Genomic DNA, 19,869 nt, shown 5'->3' with positions numbered 1-19,869 from the left:
TTGTACAGCCAAAGGCTCAGACCAGCACCCCGCCCAACGCACTGACCACCTGCGCCAACTGTGGCGCCTCGCCGTGCAAGTGCACTGCCAGCCCCTCGATCTCGCGCCGTACCGGGTAATGCTTGCGCAGCAGGTCGAAGGCCGCGCGCTGTTGCGCGGCATCGTCGCTGAGGCTGCGCCGGAAGTCGGCATCGTCACGGCGCGGGTCGTAGACCGCGCGGCACAGGGTCGCCAGCGCCCAGGCCGGTTCGGCACTGGCGGCCAGGTCCAGACGCGCCAGCGCCGGCGGGGGCAGCAGGTCGGCCAACTGGACCTGTTCGGCAAGGCCTTGCCAGCGGCAGAACGCCTGGTATATCTGCGCAGTGCCACGCTGCTTGCCGTCCAGGCTGTAGCCGGCGATATGCGGCGTGGCCAGGGTGCACAGGTCGGCAAGCGCAAGGTTTACCTGCGGTTCTTCCTCCCACACATCCAGTACCGCGTGCACATCGTCACGGCGCAGCAGCAGCTCGCGCAGTGCGTTGTTGTCCACCACCGGCCCGCGCGCTGCATTGACCAGCCAGGCACCGGTCCGCAAGCGCGACAGCTGCGGCGCGCCAAGCAGATGCCAAGTAGGGTGTTCGCCGCCACGCTGCAACGGGGTGTGCAGGCTGATCGTGTCGCACTCGGCAAGGATCGTATCGAGGCTGACGAAGTCGCCGCCTTCACGGGCCTGACGCACCGGGTCGCAGACCAGCACTTTCCAGCCCAGGCCACGAAGCACCCGCACCAGGCGCCCGCCTACCTCGCCTGCGCCGACCACGCCATACACCCGCTTGGAAAGCTCCACGCCTTCGAGCTCGGCCAGGGTCAGCAGGCTGCCCAGCACATAGTCCACCACGCCACGGGCATTGCAGCCGGGGGCGCTGCTCCAGTGGATGCCCGCCAGGGCGAAATAGTCGAGGTCGAGGTGATCGGTGCCGATGGTGCAGGTGCCGACGAAACGCACCCGGCTGCCCTCGAGCAGTTGCTGGTCGACCCGGGTCACGGAGCGCACCAGCAATAGGTCGGCATCCTTGACGCAGGCCGCGTCGATGGCACGCCCCGGGTATCGCCGGATTTCGCCGAAGCCCTCGAAGAAGGCATCGAGCAGCGGGATATTCTCGTCGGCAACTATCAGCATGGCGCTCTCCTGTCAGGGGAACGCATTTTAGGCGCTGTGCCCGGTGCTAGCCAGCTTAGGTTTTGTGCGGAAAATGCCGGCGTGACGGTTATGCTGCGTTGAAAACAGGCTCGCAATGCTCATTGACAACCGGTCAAGTCGAGCGCGACCCCGGCCGTTCCTCGCCTGTTTTCGCCTTGCCTAATCGCCACTCGGCTATTTTCCGTACAACCCCTAGTCGGCCTTCTTGCGGATCCAGTACAGGTAGGTGCCGGCCTCTTCCTGCTGTTGCAGCAGTTCATGGCCCAGGAAGGTGCAGAACTTGGGAATGTCGCGGCGCGTGGACGGGTCGGTGGCGATCACCTTGAGCAGGCCGCCGCCGGCCAGGTCGCGCACGTGCTGGTGCAGCATCATCACCGGCTCCGGGCAGTTCAGGCCGGTGGCGTCGAGGATGGCGTCGGGGGTGAAGTCGGTCATTGAGAGGCTCCGCTGAATAGGGGCATTGTCGCGTCTATCGAGGTTTAAGGTCGAGTCTGCGCAGATGACAGGTCACTTCCTCGCGGTCGTGGTAGAGCTGCTTGCAGGCGATCGATACCTTCACCTTGCGCGCCTTGAACGCGGCTTCCATACGATCGAGCAACTTGCGCACCTCGGCGTGGCGCTGCTTCATCGGCAGCTTGAGGTTGACCACCGCTTCGCGGCACAGCCCCTCGCCCAACCAGGTCTCGATCAACGAGGCGGTGCGCGCGGGCTTCTCGACGATGTCGCAGACCATCCAGTCCACCGTCTGCCTCGGTTTCCAGGTGAAGCCGTCGGCCATCAGGTGCTCGACCAGGCCGGTGTCTATCAGGCTTTCGGCCATGGGGCCATTGTCGATGGCGGTCACCAGCATGCCACGCTTGACCAGTTGGTAGGTCCAGCCGCCGGGCGAGGCGCCGAGGTCCACGCCGGTCATGTCGTCGTTCAGGCGCTGCTCCCATTGCTCACGCGGGATGAACTGATGCCAGGCCTCCTCGAGCTTCAGGGTCGAGCGGCTCGGCGCCTCGCGTGGAAACTTCAGGCGCGGGATGCCCATGGGCCAGAGCGCTGAGTTGTCGGCATCGGCCACACCAACGAACACCCGCCGACCACTGATGAAGGTCAGCAGCAGGCGTGCTCCGCTCGGCTCCTGGACCAGGCGCCCGGCTTTCTCCAGCGCCTTGCGCAGCGGCACCTCGAACTTGCGGCAAAAGGTCGAAAGTTCCTTGCCGTCATTGCTGTCCAGCACTTCCAGCCACAGGCTGCCAAACACCGGGTACGCGGCCAAATGCTCCAGCAGCAGGCTGACCCGGTCGGTCTCCGGCAGCTCGACGAATGCGCCACGCGCCCATTGGCGCGGGAAGATCAGGCTGTCGAAGCGCAACTCACGCATCAGCCGCTCGGCACCGCCGTCCTCAGTGCAGACGAACTCGGCACAAGCGCTTTGCGGCTTGCCCTTGGCATAGCCGGCAATGCCCAGCAGGGCAGCATGTTCGCTGATTTCGGCGCAGACCTCGCCCTCGAAGCCGGGCCGGCAATGCATGAACAGGGTATTCATCTTTCACTCCACATCACTGGCGCAGGTTCCCGCCAGGGGGGCGAATGATAAAGGAAGATCGGAACCTGCGACACGCCCGCTCGGTCCAGAACAAAGTCGGGTGCGCCAAATCGGTCTACCCTGACGTTTCAGCCAGGCCCGTACCGTGCGGGCCGAAACACAGCGGTGACATCGGCGAGCATCCAGCATGCGCCGGGCACCGACGCAGAAGGAGTTGGCAATGCCCTCGCTCGATAGCCTGAAAACCCTCAAGACCCTCGAGGTCGCCGGCCACACCTACCACTATTTCAGCCTGGCCGAAGCGGCCGGGCCGCTAGGCGACCTGCAGCGCCTGCCAATGTCGCTAAAGGTGCTGTTGGAGAACCTGCTGCGCTGGGAGGATGGCGAAACCGTCACCCGCGACGACCTCACGGCCCTGGCCGCCTGGCTGCAGCAGCGGCGCTCGGACCGCGAGATCCAGTACCGCCCGGCGCGGGTATTGATGCAAGACTTCACCGGCGTACCCGCCGTGGTCGACCTGGCCGCCATGCGCGCGGCCATGGCCAAGGCCGGCGGCGACCCGCAGCGCATCAACCCACTGTCGCCGGTAGACCTGGTGATCGACCACTCGGTGATGGTCGACCGCTACGCCAGCCCCGCCGCCTTTGGCGAAAACGTCGACATCGAGATGCAGCGCAACGGCGAACGCTATGCCTTCCTGCGCTGGGGCCAGAACGCCTTCGACAACTTCCGTGTGGTGCCGCCGGGCACCGGCATCTGCCATCAGGTCAACCTGGAGTACCTGGGCCGCACGGTGTGGACCCGCGAGGAAGACGGACGCACCTACGCCTTCCCCGACACCCTGGTGGGCACCGACTCGCACACCACCATGATCAACGGCCTGGGCGTGCTCGGCTGGGGCGTCGGCGGCATCGAGGCCGAAGCCGCCATGCTCGGCCAGCCGGTATCGATGCTGATTCCCGAGGTGATCGGCTTCAAGCTCACCGGCAAGCTGCGCGAGGGCATCACCGCCACCGACCTGGTGCTGACGGTGACGCAGATGCTGCGCAAGAAAGGCGTGGTGGGCAAATTCGTCGAATTCTATGGCGATGGCCTGGCCGACCTGCCGCTGGCCGACCGCGCCACCATCGCCAACATGGCGCCGGAGTATGGCGCAACCTGCGGCTTCTTCCCGGTAGACGACGTCACCCTCGACTACCTGCGTCTTTCTGGCCGCCCGGAGCAGAGCGTGCGCCTGGTCGAGGCCTACAGCAAGGAACAGGGGCTGTGGCGCCTGCCCGGCCAAGAGCCATTGTTCACCGACACCCTGGCACTGGACATGGCCGAGGTCCAAGCCAGCCTCGCCGGGCCCAAGCGCCCGCAGGACCGAGTTGGCCTGGGCAGCGTGAGCCAGGCGTTCGACAGCTTCATCGAGCAACAACCCAAGGTGCTGGCCAAGGACGTCGGACGCCTGGAAAGCGAAGGCGGTGGCGGCGTGGCCGTGGGCAATGCCGACCAGGCTGGCGAGGTGAGCTACACCCATGCGGGCAACACCTACAGCCTGCGCGACGGCGCCGTGGTGATCGCCGCCATCACCTCCTGCACCAACACCTCCAACCCCAGCGTGATGATGGCCGCCGGGTTGGTCGCCAAGAAGGCCGTGGAAAAGGGCCTGTCACGCAAGCCCTGGGTCAAGAGCTCGCTGGCCCCGGGCTCCAAAGTGGTCACCGAATACTTCAAGGCAGCCGGTCTTACGCCGTTCCTCGACCAACTGGGCTTCGACCTGGTGGGCTATGGCTGCACCACCTGCATCGGCAACTCAGGGCCACTGGACGACGCCATCGAGAAGGCCATCGGCAGCGCCGACCTCACGGTCGCCTCGGTGCTCTCGGGCAACCGCAACTTCGAAGGCCGTGTGCACCCGCTGGTGAAGACCAACTGGCTGGCCTCGCCGCCGCTGGTGGTGGCCTATGCCCTGGCCGGCAGCGTGCGCATCGACCTGACCCAGGATGCCCTGGGCACCGGCAAGGATGGCCAGCCGGTGTACCTGCGCGATATCTGGCCGAGCCAGCGGGAAATCGCCGAGGCAGTGGCCAGTGTCGATACTGCGATGTTCCACAAGGAATATGCCGAGGTGTTCGCGGGCGATGCGCAATGGCAAGCCATCGAAGTGCCGCAAGCCGCCACCTATGTGTGGCAGGACGACTCCACCTATATCCAGCACCCACCGTTCTTCGACGATATCGGCGGACCCCTGCCGGAGATTGCCGATGTGCACGGCGCACGCATTCTCGCCCTGCTGGGCGACTCGGTGACCACCGACCACATCTCCCCGGCCGGCAACATCAAGGTCGACAGCCCTGCCGGCCGCTACCTGCGTGACAAGGGCGTGGAACCGCGTGATTTCAACTCCTATGGCTCGCGACGCGGCAACCATGAAGTGATGATGCGCGGCACCTTTGCCAACATTCGTATCCGCAACGAGATGCTCGGCGGCGAGGAAGGCGGAAATACCCTTCACGTGCCGAGCGGTGAAAAGCTGTCGATCTTCGATGCGGCCATGCGCTACCAGGCCGAGGGCACGCCGCTGGTGGTGATCGCCGGCCAGGAGTACGGCACCGGTTCCAGCCGCGACTGGGCCGCCAAGGGCACCAACCTGCTGGGGGTGAAGGCCGTGCTGGCGGAGAGCTTCGAGCGTATCCACCGCTCCAACCTGGTGGGTATGGGCGTGTTGCCGTTGCAATTCAAGGCCGGTGACAACCGCAAGACGCTGAGGCTTACGGGCAAGGAGCGCATCGATGTGCTGGGGCTGAGCAATGCGCAGGTGCGCCCAGGCATGGACCTTGCGCTACGTATCACCCGCGAGGACGGGCAGCAGGAGCAAGTCACCGTGCTGTGCCGGATCGACACGCTGAACGAGGTGGAGTACTTCAAATCGGGAGGCATCCTGCATTACGTGCTGCGGCAGCTGATTGCCCGACGCTAGCCCATTCGCACGGTCATCGCGGCCCTGTGCCGCGATGGCCCTGGCGAGGCGCGGCGTCTGGAATCCCGGCGACTCATACCAGCCTGACCGAGGAACTGCTGTTGCCTGGCTACCCTGGGTGGCGGCTGGCAGTGGTTCTACCTGCAGTTGACGCTCTTCACCTGGCTCATGCTGGCCACATCCGCAGCAAAGGGCCCCAGCAGGCATAATTTCCCAGGATCCCGAAAAATCGCCGCAAACATGCAGAGAAATATCGATTTCGCCTAGCGCACGGCCACAATAGTGGCATTGCGCCACGTCAACCCCGGTCAAATATCCATTCAACAAATCCCTCTGTCTGCCGATACGTGTCCAAAGCCCTGCGGAAACACAGCCCATGCGTAACAACCAGCCGATTACCCAGAGAGAGCGGACGTTCCCTGCCCAGCAGCGGTTGATATCCACTACCAACGCCAAGGGCGTGATCACCTACTGCAACGACGCCTTCATCGAAATCAGCGGTTTCTCGCGCGAGGAACTGAACGGTGCCGCGCACAACCTGGTACGCCACCCTGACGTGCCGTCCGCGGTGTTCGCCCACATGTGGCAGACCCTCAAGCAAGGCCAGCCCTGGATGGGCATCGTCAAGAACCGTTGCAAGTCGGGTGACCACTATTGGGTCAACGCCTATGTCACGCCGATCTTCGAGAACAACCAAGTGGTCGGTTTCGAGTCGGTGCGCATCAAGCCGACCGCTGAACAGATTCGCCGTGCCGAAGCCCTGTACCAGCGCCTGAACCAGAACAAGCCTGCAGTGCCTCGCCGCGACAAGTGGTTGCCGGTGCTGCAGGACTGGCTGCCGTTCATCCTGGTCAGCCAGATAGGCTTCCTGATCGGCAGCTGGCTCGGCCACTGGTGGGGCTTCGCCCTGGCGGCGGCCCTTTGCGTACCCATGGGCCTGCTCGGCCTGAGCTGGCAGCAGCGCGGCCTCAAGCGCCTGCTGCGCCTGGCCGAGCAAACCACCTCCGACCCGCTGATCGCGCAGATGTACACCGACAGCCGCGGCGTGCAGGCACGCCTGGAAATGGCCATGCTCAGCCAGGAATCACGCCTGAAGACCTGCCTTACCCGCTTGCAGGACAGCGCCGAGCATCTCAGTGAGCAGGCACGCCAGTCCGACGTGCTCGCCCACAAGAGCTCTTCGGGCCTTGAGCGCCAGCGCGTGGAAACCGAGCAGGTCGCCACTGCGGTCAACCAGATGGCCGCCACCACCCAGGAAGTGGCCAACCACGTGCAGCGCACTGCCGACGCCACCCAGGAAGCCAACCGGCTGACCCACGAAGGCCGGCACATTGCCGGAGAAACTCGGGAGGCGATCGAGCGTCTGTCCACTGCTGTGGGTGAAACCGGGCAGACCGTCACCCAGCTGGCCAAGGACAGCGACGAGATCGGGGGCGTTGTGGATGTCATCAAAGGCATCGCCGACCAGACCAACCTGCTGGCATTGAACGCCGCCATCGAAGCCGCACGCGCCGGTGAAATGGGTCGCGGTTTCGCCGTGGTCGCCGACGAAGTGCGCCAGTTGGCCCAGCGCACGGCCGAATCCACCGGGCAGATCCACACCCTGATCGCCAAGCTGCAACAAACCGCCAACAATGCCGTGCAAACCATGGAGACCGGCCATCGCCAGGCCCAGGAAGGCGTAGAGCGAGTGATGCAGGCGGACCAGGCGCTGGTGGGCATCAGCGAGGCTGTGGCCAATATCACCGACATGGCCACGCAGATCGCCGCCGCCACCGAAGAACAGACTGCCGTCGCCGAAGAAATCAGCCGCAACATCAGCACCATCGCCGACCTTGCCGACCAGACCGCCGAACAGGCCCAGCATTCGGCGCAACTCAGCGAGGAGTTGACCAGCACCGCCGGTACCCAGTACTCGCTGGTAGAGCGTTTCAACCGCTGAATGCACAGCGGGGCGAGCCGTTGGCTCACCCCGCTATGCTCATCCCTCAGGCTACCAGTCCAGGCTCAGCCGACTTTCGAAGTAACGTTCCTCTCCGCTCAGCGGGTCGTTGAAGCGCAGGCTCCGGGCCAACAGCTTGAGCGGTCGTTGCAGGTCGTCCTGTTCATTGCGCAGCACCGGGTAGAACGGGTCGTTGCAGATAGCCGCGCCCAGCGCCGCCATGTGCACCCGCAACTGGTGGGTCTTGCCGGTCACCGGCGACAAACCGTAGCGCCACAGCTCACCGTTTTTCTCCAGCACTTCGGCCAACGTCTCGGTATTGGGCGCACCTTCGACCTCACGCATGCGAAAGAACGGCTCGCCATGTTCCAGGCGGCTCTTGTGTACCCGTGGAAAGGCATGCTGCGCAAGGGCAGCGGCGATGGCCTGGTATTGCTTGTCGATGCGCCGCTCGGGGAACAGCCGCTGGTAGGCGCCACGCGTCTGCGGGTTGGCCGAGAACAGCACCAGCCCCGCGGTGTGCCGGTCGATGCGGTGCAGAGGCACCAGGTGAGGGTTGCCCTGGCTACGGATCAAACGCCGCAACAGTGTTTGCTCGACGTACTCGCCGGTGGGCGTGACCGGCAGGAAATGGGGTTTGTCCGCCACCACCAAGTGCTCGTCACTGTAGAGAACCGACTCTTGCACCGGAATCGGTTTTTCGTTCGGCACTTCACGAAAGTAATGCAAGCGCATGCCGGGTCGATAACGCAGCTGGGCAGCGATCGGTTGGCCTTGGGCATCGAGTACTCGCCCACGGTCGAAGCGATCCAGCCATTGCTCGCGCCCAACGCCCTTGAAGTGGTCGCACAGGCAATCGAGCACCGTCGCCCAATTGCCTGGCGGCAGGCACACGGTGCTGGCTTGTTGCTGCGCGGGGTCGAAAGGTCTGTTCATGGCGGGCTCGGAGATCGGCGGCCGGGCATTATCCCCGATGCGGCTCGGCTCAACCAGCTTCGCGGCCTTGCTCGCAGCGTGCCTTGAGCCAACGCAGCACCTGCACGGGCTCCCAACGGCCAGGGTCGTACAAGGCATACAGCGCCCCTTGGTAACCCACCACGTCCAGCGGGCGATGAAACCCCGCACGCTGGAACAGGGCTTCGATTTCTGCGAAGCAGGTGTTGAAATGCACCTTGCCGAAGGGCGTACGGTCGTCGGTGACCAGCCCTTCCAGGCGTAGCTCCAGAACAGCATCAAGCACACGCTCAGGTGGCATTCGGTTGATGCTGTATTTCAATTGCTCGACGTTGAGCATCGCTGACCTCAATACTGTATCTTTATACAGCATACGAACAGGACCGGTGACGCGTCAATCAGCGAATACCGGGCAGGTAGCCCGTACCACGACGAACGGTCAATACTTCGCGCCTGGGGGTGTCGGGGGTCACGGCGAGGTGCACCCATTGGTCGAACTCGAGAATCAGTTGGTCGAACACCAGCTCGCTATCGCGGATACGCTCGGCCAACTCCCTGGGGCTGCAGGCTGGCGAGCTGAAGTCAGCTGCCAATCCTCGTACATGGGCGCTATCGACTGCGCCACCGACCCGCCGGTTCAGTTCGGCACAGCGAAAGCCGCTGCTGATGATGATCGGCGCCGCCACCAGTTCACGCACCTGCTCCAGCACCAGGCACAGTAACTTCAGGTTGGCCTGGACATCAGGCGCGGGTGTATTGAGCAAGCCGTCGCGCGCGGCGACCTGCGAGAGGGTGAGCTCTTGGAGGGTGAAATGGGGAGTGAGATACATCGGGGCGTTCTCCGTGGTAGCTGCAAGCTTGCGGTCGGCGCGACCGGCTTGCATCTTCACGCCCACGGCGGGCAGGTGGCTGAGGGAAGGCCCCCCGGCGTGCCTACTGCAGGAACGCCACCACCTGGTCTGCCTCGAATGGCCAGGCCAGTTCGGCGCCGCTGTCGCAACGCCTCAGCACCGGGATACTCAAGCTGTAGCGTTCGAACAACACCTCGCTCTCGGCGATATCGACCAATTCCACCAGCAGGCCGCGCTCCACGAACGGCATCAGCACCCCTTCGGCCACCTCGCACAGGTGGCACCCCAGGGTGCCGAACAATTGGCATTCAGGCAGCATGCGACAGCTCCGGATGATCGACAGAGATGCTCATTCTAGCCAATGCCAGGGCTGCCGGGTTCAATCCTGGCTGGTGGAGCCGATGCGGTGTACCGCAAGGTCGGCGCCCTGGAACTCCTGTTCGTGGCTCAGGCGCAAGCCATGCAGGGCCTTGACCAGGCCATAGACGGCAAAGCCGCCTGCCAGCGCCAGCACCACGCCTGCCAGGCTGCCAATGAGCTGGCTGGCCAGGCTGACTCCACCCAGCCCGCCGAACGCTACCTGGCCGAAAATGCCACAGGCAATGCCCCCCCAGACACCACACAGCCCATGCAGTGGCCAGACACCCAGCACATCGTCGATTTTCCAGCGGTTCTGCGCGGCAGTGAAACACCAGACGAACAGCGCCCCGGCCACCAGCCCGGTCACCAGCGCGCCGACGGGGTGCATCAGGTCGGAACCTGCGCAAATCGCCACCAGCCCGGCCAGCGGGCCGTTATGCAGGAAGCCTGGGTCGTTGCGCCCGGCCAGTAACGCCGCCAGGGTACCGCCGACCATCGCCATCAGCGAGTTGATCGCCACCAGGCCACTGACGCCCTGGAGGGTCTGGGCACTCATGACGTTGAAGCCGAACCAACCGATGATCAGGATCCACGAGCCCAGCGCCAGGAACGGAATGCTCGACGGCGCGAACGCCACCAGGCGTCCATCGCGGTAACGCCCACGGCGCTCGCCCAGCAGCAGCACCGCCGCAAAGGCCAGCCAGCCACCCATGGCATGCACCACCACGGAGCCTGCGAAGTCATGGAACGGCGCGCCAAAACGCGCCTCCAGCCAGGCTTGCGCGCCGAAATTGCCGTTCCACACCAAGCCCTCGAAGAAGGGGTAGACAAAGGCGACGATCAACGCCGTGGCGCACAGCTGTGGCGCGAACCGTGCACGCTCGGCGATGCCACCGGAGATGATGGCCGGAATCGCTGCTGCAAAGGTCAGCAGGAAGAAGCACTTGACCAGGGCATAGCCATGGTCGGCGGCCAACACGGCGGCAGGCTCGAGAAAGCTCACGCCATAGGCGATCCAGTAACCGATGAAGAAATACACCAGGGCCGAAACTGCAAAATCGCTGAGGATCTTGCACAGGGCATTGACCTGGTTCTTGTGCCGTACGGTACCGACTTCCAGGAAGGCGAAGCCGGCGTGCATGGCCAGGACCAGAATGGCCCCCATGAGGATGAACAACGTGTTGGAACCGTGGACGAGAGCGTCCATCGCGCTTTGCGTGTTTTCCATGGAATCGGCAGACCTGCTGAAGTGCACCAGGACAGTTCAAAAAGCAGTACTCACGCACCTGTTCGGTGCTTACCTGCCGCCCGGTCTAGCTGAACGGGGCTGGCGGTGAGCGTTTTTTCTTGGGTTTGTCGTGGATTGGGTTAAGGTTTAGCGGTGTACGCCGCAGTTGCGCTCGATAATGGCGCAGCCACCGGCATCCACGCCCCGCTACATAGCAAGCGCCGTACCAGCGGCCTTGTACTGAACCTTCCGCTACCCACGTCACTCGAAATAGCCACACACATTCACAGGGAGAGACCCATGGCCAGCAAATCGGCAAAGACTGCACAAGAGATATTGATGGCTGACTTCCAGGCCCTTGTCCGTGATACCGAAAAGCTGCTCGCCGACACCGCCAACCTGGCCGGAGACCAGGCTGATGAGCTGCGCGGCCAGATCCACGACCGCTTGGTGCAGGCGCGCGAAACCCTGCAACTGACCCAGGAATCTGTGCGCGAACGCGGCGAGGCGGCACTGGGCAGCGCCGAACAGTACGTCCAGGCGAACCCCTGGCAGGCCATCGGCATTGCCGCTGGTGTAGGCCTGCTGATCGGCCTGCTGGCCAACCGGCGCTGAGGTAACCCATGGAAAACGACGCCATCGGCGCTTCGGGCAAACGCCTGGGTGCAGCCGTGCTTGGCATGCTGCACAGCCATATCGAACTGTTCGGTATCGAGTTGCAGGAGCAGAAAGGCCGGACCCTGCGCTTGCTCCTGTTCGCCGGGCTCGGCCTGGTATTCGCCCTGCTGCTGCTGACGGCATTGTCCGGGCTGCTGCTGGTGTTGCTGTGGGATAGCTACCGGCTGGCCGGTATCATCGGCCTGTGTGTGTTCTACGGCATTGCTGCGCTGTATTGCGGATTGCGCCTGAAGGCGGCGGTGTTCGACGAATCATCGCCGTTCAGCGCCACCCTCGAAGAGCTGGCCAAGGACCGGGAGCGCCTACTGCCATGAATTTGCCTGAACTGCCAAATACCCGGAACCCGCGGGAGCTGCGCAAAGCCTTGCTACGCCTGCGCCTGGAAATGCATCGCCAGCAAATCCGCCATGAAACCGCGCAGTTGCTCGAACCGGTGAAGCGTTTGAGGGGGGCCGGCGCCTCGCTGCAGGCCGGCCTGGGCATCAAGCATGCGCCGCTATGGGGGCTGGGTGCAGTGGTCGCGGCGGGCTTTCTCACCGGCAAGGGGGTGCGTAGCGGTAACCTGGCGCGTCTGCTGCGCCTGGGTAGCAGCCTTGCACCGCTGGTCCGTCTGTTCCTGAAGAGTGGCCGACGCCCTTGAAGGGGGTGCCCGGCGCTTGCGCGGGTGCGCCCGAAGCGGTGAAGCTATGACGACCACCTGATGGGAGAAAGAGCCTTGGACTGGCACACCCTGCTGACCCGCGAACGCCTGGGCAAAGCCCTGTACAGCACCGAAGAAATGGGCCGCAGCCCCTTCCACAAAGACCACGACCGCATCATCTTCTCCGGCGCCTTCCGCCGCCTGGGGCGCAAGACCCAAGTCCACCCGGTATCCAGCAACGATCATATCCATACCCGTCTGACCCATTCCCTGGAAGTCAGTTGCGTGGGCCGCTCGCTTGGCATGCGCGTCGGCGAGACCCTGCGCTCGAGCCTGCCGGACTGGTGCGAGCCCAGCGACCTGGGGATGATCGTGCAGTCGGCCTGCCTGGCCCACGATATCGGCAACCCACCCTTCGGCCACTCCGGCGAGGATGCCATTCGCTACTGGTTCCAGCAGGCTGCCGGCCGGGGCTGGCTGGACGACATGCATGACGACGAACGCGCCGACTTCCTCAATTTCGAAGGCAATGCCCAGGGCTTCCGAGTGCTGACGCAGCTCGAATACCACCAGTTCGATGGCGGTACCCGGCTGACCTACGCCACCCTCGGCACCTACCTGAAGTACCCCTGGAGCGCGCGCCATGCCGACGCGCTGGGCTACAAGAAGCACAAGTTCGGCTGCTACCAGAGCGAGCTGGCGCTGCTCGAGCAGATCGCTCGCAAGCTGGGCCTGCCACAACTGGAGGCGCAACGCTGGGCACGCCACCCGCTGGTGTACCTGATGGAGGCGGCCGACGACATCTGCTATGCATTGATCGACCTCGAAGACGGCCTGGAAATGGACCTGCTGCAATATGCCGAAGTCGAAGCCTTGCTGCTTGACCTGGTCGGCGACGACCTTCCGGAAACCTACCGCCAACTCGGCCCCGGCGATTCACGTCGACGCAAGCTGGCGATCCTGCGTGGCAAGGCCATCGAGCACCTGACCAACGCCGCAGCCCAGGCCTTTGTCGAACAGCAGCAGGCGTTGCTGGCCGGCCATCTGGCGGGCGACCTGGTGGAGCACATGCATGGCCCGGCCAAGCATTGCGTGTTGCAAGCCAAGGACATCGCGCGCAAGAAGATTTTCCAGGACAAACGCAAGACCCTGCACGAAATTGGTGCCTACACCACCCTGGAAATCCTCCTCGACGCCTTCTGTGGCGCTGCACTGGAGCAGCATGGAGGGCGCACGCCTTCATTCAAGAGCCAACGCGTCCTGGACCTGATCGGCAACCACGCTCCCGATCCACATGGCTCGCTACACAACGCGTTCCTGCGCATGATCGATTTCATCGCCGGCATGACCGACAGCTATGCCAGTGAAATGGCCAGCGAGATGACTGGACGTTCCAGTCCGACCTGACTCACGCGCGGTGACGTAAAACCACCTCGACGTCACCGCGCCTGCTCCGAGAGAAACTTCCTACACCACAGCCAAAAAACAGACAAATTAGTAAAAATAAGAATAAATAGTTACACAAGTCAGAATTGACATTTCTCGCAAGCGAAATAAATTGTAGCCACTGTGGCTTTTTGCTGTAGGTATTTTCCCATATAGCACTAACACTCCAACCTTCCGTGCCCGGCGACTTTTATCTGCGATAAGGTGCACCTGCCACCGAGTCCTGCAGCAGGGAAGTTTTATATGCACTCAGTATTTATCGTCGATGACCATCCCGTTATTCGTCTCGCTGTTCGCATGCTATTGGAAAACCAGAACTACAAGATCGTCGGTGAGTCGGACAATGGCGTCGACGCCATGCAGATGGTTCGCGAGACCCGGCCGGACCTGGTGATCCTCGACATCAGCATTCCCAAGCTCGATGGCCTGGAAGTGCTATCGCGACTCCAGGCCATGTCCATGCCAATGAAAGTGCTGGTATTGACTGCGCAATCCCCCGCTATCTTCGCCGTTCGCTGCATGCACTCAGGCGCCTCAGGTTACGTCTGCAAGCAGGAAGACTTGAACGAGTTGCTCAGTGCCATCAGGGCGGTCCTCTCGGGGTACAACTATTTCCCTAGCGAGGCAATCAAATCATCCCAAGAACTTGCAACCCAGGACTTGGAACTTTTCCGACTGGTCAACGATAGAGAGCTGATGGTATTGCAACTCTTCGCACAAGGCCGTAGCAACAAGGACATTGCCGAAGGCATGTTTCTCAGCAATAAAACCGTCAGCACCTACAAGAAACGCCTGATGCAGAAGTTGCGTGCCGCCAGCCTCGTGGACCTGATCGAAGTGGCCAAGCGCAACGCATTGGTATGAAGAAGGTCATGAAAGGGTATTTCCCTGCCCTGTTGTGTTCACTCATCACCCTGTCGGCGCACGGCGGACAGGCAGCGCTTGCCGACGCCAAGCCCTACAACCTGCTGGTGCGCTCGAGCGCACCCGTGAATACCCTCGTTCCAGCGCCAAGCCACCGCTCGTGGCTCCACGGCAAGCAGCAGCTGACCCTTGGCACCTCGGCGCCGGACAATCCGCCCTTCGACATCACCAGCGGCCATGAGTACCAAGGGCTCACGGCCGAGTACGCCAACGTGGTAGGTAAGTCCCTGGGGTTACCCGTGCGTGTCCTGCGTTTCCCCAACCGCAAGTCGGCCATCGAGGCGCTCAAGGCCGGGCACATCGACCTGCTGGGCAGTGCCAACGGCTACGAGGCCGCGGTCGCCGACCTTCTGCTATCACAGCCTTATGCGATCAACCGCCCGGTACTGGTGACCCGAGAAGACGAAAGTCGCCCGCTGGAGCACGGTCTTGCAGGGTTGCGCCTCAGCATGCTCTACCACTATCTGCCAGCCGATGACGTGCTCGCCAGCTACCCTCAGGCCGACCTGCTCAGGTTCGACTCCACGAGCCTGGCGCTGAACGCCGTGGCCTTTGGCCAGGCCGACGTGTTTATCGGCGATGCCATTTCCACGCACTTCCAGCTCAACCGCAGCCACTTGCCTCGCTTGCGCATGGCCAACTTCGGTAAACAGGAAGCGGTCGGCTTCGGATTCGCCATGCGCCGCCAGGACATCGCATTGATGGAACTGGTCAACGAGGCGCTGCAAAGCCAGCCGAGCGGCATCGACACGAGCATCTTCAAACGCTGGAGCGCAGGTGGGGACGTTCTGCTTGGCGACAGCAAGCTGCAATTGTCCAGCCAGGAAAAACAGTGGCTGCGAGAAAACCCCACGATGCGCGTGGCCGTCAGCGACACCGCGGCCCCATTGTCGTTCTTCGACAGTGCCAGTCACTTTCGGGGGGTCGCCGCCGACCTGCTGGAGCTGGTCCGCCTGCGCACCGGCCTGGTCTTCGAAATCCAGCGCGCCAGCGGTACCCAAGACATGCTGGAGCAGCTCAAGGACGGTCGCGCCGACCTGATCGCTGCACTCCCGACCGAAGATTATCTCGACGCCGACATCAACAGCAGCCACCCCTACCTGGAAAGCCCTTACGTACTCATGACGCGCGCCGCAGATGGACAACTCACCTCCCTGCAGGCGCTACAGGGTCGCCGTGTGGCCGTCAGTCGCAACAGTGGCATCGCCAACGAACTGAGCCGTGTCCACCCTCAGATAGGGCAGGTGGAAACCGACAGCACTTTCTATTCGGTGGCCCTGCTCAAAAGCGGCGCGGTCGACGCCGTGATCACCACCTTGATTGACGCCAACCATGCCCTGGCCGTCAACAACGATCTGCGGATCCGCAGTACGGTCGGAGCAGAACCCGCCTCATTCTCCATCGCCAGCACCCGGCGATTACCAGAGCTGGCCTCGATTCTCGACAAGGCACTGCTGAGCATCTCGCCGGAGGAGCTTGGCGCCATCAACAATCGCTGGCGGGGCGACACGCTGCACGATGGCAGCCAGTGGCGTGACTACCAACGCCTGGTCGTGCGCCTGGTGCTGGGCATTGCACTATTGCTGGCGCTGGCGATGGTCTGGAACGCCTACCTGCGACGCCAGATCCGCCACCGCCAGCGCGCCGAACGGGCACTGAACGACCAGCTCGAGTTCATGCGTGCATTGCTCAACGGCACGCCCCACCCCATTTATGTACGTGACCGGGACGGGCGCCTGCAAAGTTGCAACGACAGTTACCTGGAGGCTGTCGATGCAAGCGCCGAGGAGGTCATGGGCAAACGCCTGCAAGAGAGCCTGCTGGGCAATTGTGACTACACCCAACAGATCCACACCGACTACCTGCAGGTCATGGCCGCAGGCACCCCATTGATCGTCGACCGGCCATTACGCCTGAAAGACCGGGAACTGACCATCTACCACTGGATCCTGCCCTACCGCGACTCCCTGGGAGAGGTGCAGGGCATCATCGGTGGCTGGATCGACATCAGCGAGCGACGCGTACTGATCCAGGACCTGCGCGCTGCCAAGCAGCAGGCGGACGACGCCAACCGAGCCAAAAGTACCTTCCTGGCGACCATCAGCCATGAAATCCGTACCCCCATGAACGCCGTGATCGGCATGTTGGAACTCGCCCTGCGACGAGCCGATCAGGGGCAGTTGGATCGCGCCGCCATCGATGTCGCCTATCACTCGGCTAAGGACCTGCTCGGCCTGATCGGCGACATCCTCGACATCGTCAGAATCGAATCCGGTCACCTGTCACTGGTCCCCGAACCCGTCGACATCTCCAGCCTGATCGAGACCGTGCGCCGAGTGTTCGACGGCCAGGCACGGCAGAAGGGCCTGGCGCTGGAGGTCGCAGTCGAGCCATCAGCGCATTGCCAGGCCCTGCTCGACCCGCTGCGCTTCAAACAGGTGTTGTCCAACCTGCTCAGCAATGCCATCAAGTTTACCGAGCAGGGGCAGGTACGCATCAGCGCAAAGGTCCACCCCCCCGGCCCAAGCGGCTTGCCAAGCCTCGACCTGGAAGTGTGCGACAGTGGCATCGGCATTCACGACGACGACCTGCCGCGGCTGTTCACCCCTTTCGCCCAGGCCAACCCGCATAGCGAAGGTGCCCGTGCCGGCACCGGCCTTGGCCTGGCCATCAGTCGCACCCTGTGCGAAATGATGGGCGGGGATCTACAGCTCAAGAGCCTTCAGGGCGTGGGGACCCAGGTGAGCCTGACAATGCCGCTGCAATGCGTGAACATCACCCCGCCCGTCGACGTCAAGGCCGAGCACATCGCATTGCCGGACCTGAACCTGAAGGTACTGGTCATCGACGACCACCCCGCCAACCTGCTGCTGATGGCTCAGCAACTCAGCTACCTCGGCCTGCCCCACGACAAGGCCCGCGATGGCCACGAAGGCCTGCGCAAGTGGCACGACGGTGCCTTCGATGTGCTGATCCTGGACTGCAACATGCCCCGCATGAACGGGTACCAGTTGGCTGAAACCGTGCGCGCCGAGGAACATCGGCTCGGCAAGGCACCCTGCACCATCCTGGGCTACACCGCCAATGCCCAGCCGGAAGTAATGCAGCGATGCCTTGACGCCGGCATGGACGGTTGCCTGCTCAAGCCCATCAGCCTGAATACGCTCGGCCAGCACCTGGCGCGTGTTGTACCCAGCGCTCATCGGCAACCGTCGAGCAAGCTGTTCCATTCAGAGGGCCTGGGCGCCATCGTTGGCAACGACCCCAAGGACCGTCGGCGAATGCTTGTGGCACTGCACCTGAGCCTGCAAGAGGACCTGGCCGAGCTGATGGCGCTGGACCCGACGACCCAGGCCGAAGCCTTGGCCGCACAGGCGCACAAGATCCTCAGCGTGGCACGCATACTGGAAGCCAAGGAGCTGATGCTGGCCTGCGAAGTACTGGAGCAAAGCGAGCTACCCGTACCGCAGCTCAAGCGCCACCGCCAAGCACTCGCACGGCACATGCGTCGGCTGGAGAAGGCATTGGCTCGCGAACTTCAAGCCGACTGAGCGATCGCCCTTTCAGACGCCAGCAACGCCCGGGCCAAGGCTAAGCGCTGGCGCTACCCACCCATGGGCGCTTGGACTGCTGTGAAAATCCAACTGATTTTTGATGGTTAAGTGAATTTTTCTAACAAATGGTCAGCGATTTCCCAACAAACGAGCCCATTAAAGCCCTGCAAATTGAGGTAACATTTTCCTACAGCGTGGCCAGTAGATTTGGGTATGAAATAGATCTTCTCCTCTCCCCGGTGCTGGAGATTTGCTCATGCGACAAGACCACCTCGATGGGCTGATTACCTTCATCGCCGTCGCCGAAGAAAAAGGCTTCTCTACCGCCGCCGTTCGCCTCGGCGTCTCACCCTCGGCCGTCAGCCAAAGCATCCGCAACCTTGAACAACGACTGGGTATGGTCCTGTTCAACCGCACTACCCGCAGTGTCAGCCTCACCGAGATCGGCCAGCGCTTCCTGGCTCGGGTGCAACCGGCCTTGGCGCAACTGACCAGCGCCTCGGAGGAACTCGGCCGCGAGGCCGAACTGCCGACCGGCCTGCTGCGCCTGAGCGTGCCGCGTGCCGGCTACCGGATCGTGTTGCAGCCGATCCTGCGGCGATTCATGCGGGCGTACCCGCAGATCAACCTGGAAATCCGTGTCGAGAATGGCTTGGTTGATATCGTCAGCCAAGGTTGCGACGCCGGCATTCGCTTCGGTGACGCAGTGGAAAAAGACATGGTCGCGCTCGCCGTAGGGCCTGCACTCAGGGCCCAGGTCGTTGCTTCACCCGAATACCTGGCACGTCACGCAGCCCCGCAGCATCCTCGCGACCTGCTGAGCCACGACTGCCTGACCCTGCGTAATGAAAGTAGCGGGCAGATCGAGCGCTGGTCGTTCGCCCGCGCCGATGAGCGCCATGACTTGAACGTCAAGGGGCGCCTGGTACTCAACGACTCGCAGATCCTGGTGAGTGCGGCACGGGATGGCTTGGGCATCGCCTACGTCATAGGCGCGGACACGCCCCCCTTGGCCGACGATAGCCACCTGGTAATGCTGCTGGAGGACTGGTGCCCGGCATTCCCGCCACTGCAGCTCTACTACCCCGACAGGCGCCGAGTACCTGCCAAGCTGAGGGTACTGATCGCCTTCCTGCGCACCGAGCGGGAAAACCCATCGGTGCTTGTCCATGCGCAAAACACCAGCCATTGCACGCCGACAGAATCAGGCAAAAAGGCGGCACTTATCGAATAACGCCCAGCGGGGGCAGGCCGTAGTCTGAACCCATGCAGAGACGGACACCCATCACTGCCCCTACTGGACACATTCGGAGTCATCGTCATGAAAAGCCTTTCCTCGCTGATCGTCGCCGTTGCCCTCATCGCCAGCAGTGCCACCAGCTTCGCTGCCTACCAACAACTGCCAGCGACCACGGCAGAAGCTGAAAACGCCCAAAAGCGCCTGCTTGTCGAAGATGGCTCCGGACGCACCAGTATCGGCCAGCGCGTCGCCGAAGGTGGCTTCGAACGTACGCCTGCAGGCCAACGCATTGCCGAGGGGGGTGCCGACCGCCTTGCCGAACGCGGGCGCATCGCCTGAAACACCTTTCAACCTCAAAGCCCGGCACAAGCCG

At 63.1% G+C, this 19,869-nt stretch carries 18 protein-coding genes; 10 read left to right on the top strand and 8 right to left on the bottom strand.

Annotation, left to right across the window (positions count from 1 at the left end; genetic code table 11):
* Positions 1-16 precede the first annotated feature (16 nt).
* The 3 genes from pdxB to rlmM all read right to left on the bottom strand — a co-directional run bounded on the left by pdxB (position 17) and on the right by rlmM (position 2,714).
* Positions 17-1,159, bottom strand: a complete 1,143-nt coding sequence (pdxB, locus tag RAC97_RS10405; RefSeq protein WP_375100199.1) for a 4-phosphoerythronate dehydrogenase PdxB — start codon at positions 1,157-1,159, stop codon at positions 17-19.
* A gap of 213 nt (positions 1,160-1,372) precedes the next feature.
* On the bottom strand, positions 1,373-1,615 hold the full coding sequence (gene tusA, locus RAC97_RS10400) for a sulfurtransferase TusA (protein WP_375100200.1): 243 nt from the start codon (positions 1,613-1,615) through the stop codon (positions 1,373-1,375).
* Positions 1,616-1,649: 34 nt separating this feature from the next.
* Positions 1,650-2,714 (bottom strand): 23S rRNA (cytidine(2498)-2'-O)-methyltransferase RlmM, encoded by a 1,065-nt coding sequence (rlmM, locus tag RAC97_RS10395; protein WP_375100201.1) that lies wholly within the window; start codon positions 2,712-2,714, stop codon positions 1,650-1,652.
* Between the two features lie 220 nt (positions 2,715-2,934).
* Here rlmM and acnA point away from each other — a divergent pair, with 220 nt between their 5' ends.
* Both acnA and RAC97_RS10385 read left to right on the top strand, forming a co-directional pair.
* A complete protein-coding gene (acnA, locus tag RAC97_RS10390; RefSeq protein WP_375100202.1) occupies positions 2,935-5,679 on the top strand; it encodes an aconitate hydratase AcnA in 2,745 nt (914 codons plus the stop codon).
* Positions 5,680-6,055: 376 nt separating this feature from the next.
* Positions 6,056-7,621, top strand: coding sequence for a methyl-accepting chemotaxis protein (locus RAC97_RS10385; protein WP_375100203.1), 1,566 nt, complete (start codon positions 6,056-6,058; stop codon positions 7,619-7,621).
* A 51-nt stretch (positions 7,622-7,672) separates the two neighbouring features.
* Here RAC97_RS10385 and RAC97_RS10380 read toward each other — a convergent pair whose 3' ends face one another.
* The 5 genes from RAC97_RS10380 to RAC97_RS10360 form a co-directional block, all read right to left on the bottom strand.
* On the bottom strand, positions 7,673-8,557 hold the full coding sequence (locus RAC97_RS10380) for a pseudouridine synthase (RefSeq protein WP_375100204.1): 885 nt from the start codon (positions 8,555-8,557) through the stop codon (positions 7,673-7,675).
* A 49-nt stretch (positions 8,558-8,606) separates the two neighbouring features.
* Entirely contained in the window at positions 8,607-8,915 is a 309-nt protein-coding gene (locus RAC97_RS10375; protein ID WP_375100205.1) for a transcriptional regulator, read from the bottom strand.
* A 58-nt stretch (positions 8,916-8,973) separates the two neighbouring features.
* Positions 8,974-9,405, bottom strand: coding sequence for a D-Ala-D-Ala carboxypeptidase family metallohydrolase (locus tag RAC97_RS10370; RefSeq protein ID WP_375100206.1), 432 nt, complete (start codon positions 9,403-9,405; stop codon positions 8,974-8,976).
* A 103-nt stretch (positions 9,406-9,508) separates the two neighbouring features.
* Positions 9,509-9,745 carry a glutaredoxin family protein gene (locus tag RAC97_RS10365; RefSeq protein ID WP_375100207.1) on the bottom strand — a complete coding sequence of 79 codons (237 nt, stop codon included), beginning with the start codon at positions 9,743-9,745 and terminating at the stop codon, positions 9,509-9,511.
* A 60-nt stretch (positions 9,746-9,805) separates the two neighbouring features.
* Positions 9,806-11,014, bottom strand: a complete 1,209-nt coding sequence (locus RAC97_RS10360; protein ID WP_375100208.1) for an ammonium transporter — start codon at positions 11,012-11,014, stop codon at positions 9,806-9,808.
* A gap of 300 nt (positions 11,015-11,314) precedes the next feature.
* Between RAC97_RS10360 and RAC97_RS10355 the strand changes: the two genes are divergently transcribed.
* From RAC97_RS10355 to RAC97_RS10320, 8 genes are all read left to right on the top strand, one after another.
* Positions 11,315-11,629, top strand: a complete 315-nt coding sequence (locus RAC97_RS10355; protein WP_375100209.1) for a YqjD family protein — start codon at positions 11,315-11,317, stop codon at positions 11,627-11,629.
* An 8-nt stretch (positions 11,630-11,637) separates the two neighbouring features.
* Positions 11,638-12,006: a phage holin family protein gene (locus tag RAC97_RS10350; protein ID WP_375100210.1), complete on the top strand. Its 369-nt coding sequence runs from the start codon at positions 11,638-11,640 to the stop codon at positions 12,004-12,006.
* Complete coding sequence (locus RAC97_RS10345; RefSeq protein WP_375100211.1) at positions 12,003-12,332, top strand: hypothetical protein; 330 nt, start codon at positions 12,003-12,005, stop codon at positions 12,330-12,332. Before RAC97_RS10350 ends, RAC97_RS10345 begins: the two co-directional genes overlap by 4 nt.
* 75 nt (positions 12,333-12,407) lie before the next feature.
* The gene (locus RAC97_RS10340) at positions 12,408-13,739 is read left to right on the top strand and encodes a deoxyguanosinetriphosphate triphosphohydrolase (RefSeq protein ID WP_375100223.1); all 1,332 of its coding nucleotides are present in this window, start codon (positions 12,408-12,410) and stop codon (positions 13,737-13,739) included.
* A 282-nt stretch (positions 13,740-14,021) separates the two neighbouring features.
* A complete protein-coding gene (locus RAC97_RS10335) occupies positions 14,022-14,642 on the top strand; it encodes a response regulator (protein WP_375100212.1) in 621 nt (206 codons plus the stop codon).
* A gap of 8 nt (positions 14,643-14,650) precedes the next feature.
* A complete protein-coding gene (locus tag RAC97_RS10330; protein WP_375100213.1) occupies positions 14,651-18,253 on the top strand; it encodes an ATP-binding protein in 3,603 nt (1,200 codons plus the stop codon).
* A 259-nt stretch (positions 18,254-18,512) separates the two neighbouring features.
* Positions 18,513-19,490: a LysR family transcriptional regulator gene (locus RAC97_RS10325; protein WP_375100214.1), complete on the top strand. Its 978-nt coding sequence runs from the start codon at positions 18,513-18,515 to the stop codon at positions 19,488-19,490.
* Between the two features lie 87 nt (positions 19,491-19,577).
* Positions 19,578-19,835: a hypothetical protein gene (locus tag RAC97_RS10320; protein ID WP_375100215.1), complete on the top strand. Its 258-nt coding sequence runs from the start codon at positions 19,578-19,580 to the stop codon at positions 19,833-19,835.
* Positions 19,836-19,869: the final 34 nt, after the last annotated feature.

Source organism: Pseudomonas sp. LS_2 (genome assembly GCF_042709235.1).
Classification (GTDB): domain Bacteria; phylum Pseudomonadota; class Gammaproteobacteria; order Pseudomonadales; family Pseudomonadaceae; genus Aquipseudomonas.
This window is presented reverse-complemented; position numbering and strand designations above follow the sequence as displayed.

Excerpts from the sequence above, each read along its gene's own strand:
- RAC97_RS10385 (WP_375100203.1), top strand. The coding sequence starts at position 6,056 with ATGCGTAACAACCAGCCGATTACCCAGAGAGAGCGGACGTTCCCTGCC.
- RAC97_RS10360 (WP_375100208.1), bottom strand. The coding sequence starts at position 11,014 with ATGGAAAACACGCAAAGCGCGATGGACGCTCTCGTCCACGGTTCCAAC.
- tusA (WP_375100200.1), bottom strand. The coding sequence starts at position 1,615 with ATGACCGACTTCACCCCCGACGCCATCCTCGACGCCACCGGCCTGAAC.
- acnA (WP_375100202.1), top strand. The coding sequence starts at position 2,935 with ATGCCCTCGCTCGATAGCCTGAAAACCCTCAAGACCCTCGAGGTCGCC.
- RAC97_RS10330 (WP_375100213.1), top strand. The coding sequence starts at position 14,651 with ATGAAAGGGTATTTCCCTGCCCTGTTGTGTTCACTCATCACCCTGTCG.
- RAC97_RS10375 (WP_375100205.1), bottom strand. The coding sequence starts at position 8,915 with ATGCTCAACGTCGAGCAATTGAAATACAGCATCAACCGAATGCCACCT.
- RAC97_RS10380 (WP_375100204.1), bottom strand. The coding sequence starts at position 8,557 with ATGAACAGACCTTTCGACCCCGCGCAGCAACAAGCCAGCACCGTGTGC.
- RAC97_RS10355 (WP_375100209.1), top strand. The coding sequence starts at position 11,315 with ATGGCCAGCAAATCGGCAAAGACTGCACAAGAGATATTGATGGCTGAC.
- RAC97_RS10325 (WP_375100214.1), top strand. The coding sequence starts at position 18,513 with ATGCGACAAGACCACCTCGATGGGCTGATTACCTTCATCGCCGTCGCC.
- RAC97_RS10345 (WP_375100211.1), top strand. The coding sequence starts at position 12,003 with ATGAATTTGCCTGAACTGCCAAATACCCGGAACCCGCGGGAGCTGCGC.
- RAC97_RS10370 (WP_375100206.1), bottom strand. The coding sequence starts at position 9,405 with ATGTATCTCACTCCCCATTTCACCCTCCAAGAGCTCACCCTCTCGCAG.
- RAC97_RS10320 (WP_375100215.1), top strand. The coding sequence starts at position 19,578 with ATGAAAAGCCTTTCCTCGCTGATCGTCGCCGTTGCCCTCATCGCCAGC.
- pdxB (WP_375100199.1), bottom strand. The coding sequence starts at position 1,159 with ATGCTGATAGTTGCCGACGAGAATATCCCGCTGCTCGATGCCTTCTTC.
- RAC97_RS10365 (WP_375100207.1), bottom strand. The coding sequence starts at position 9,745 with ATGCTGCCTGAATGCCAATTGTTCGGCACCCTGGGGTGCCACCTGTGC.
- RAC97_RS10335 (WP_375100212.1), top strand. The coding sequence starts at position 14,022 with ATGCACTCAGTATTTATCGTCGATGACCATCCCGTTATTCGTCTCGCT.
- rlmM (WP_375100201.1), bottom strand. The coding sequence starts at position 2,714 with ATGAATACCCTGTTCATGCATTGCCGGCCCGGCTTCGAGGGCGAGGTC.
- RAC97_RS10350 (WP_375100210.1), top strand. The coding sequence starts at position 11,638 with ATGGAAAACGACGCCATCGGCGCTTCGGGCAAACGCCTGGGTGCAGCC.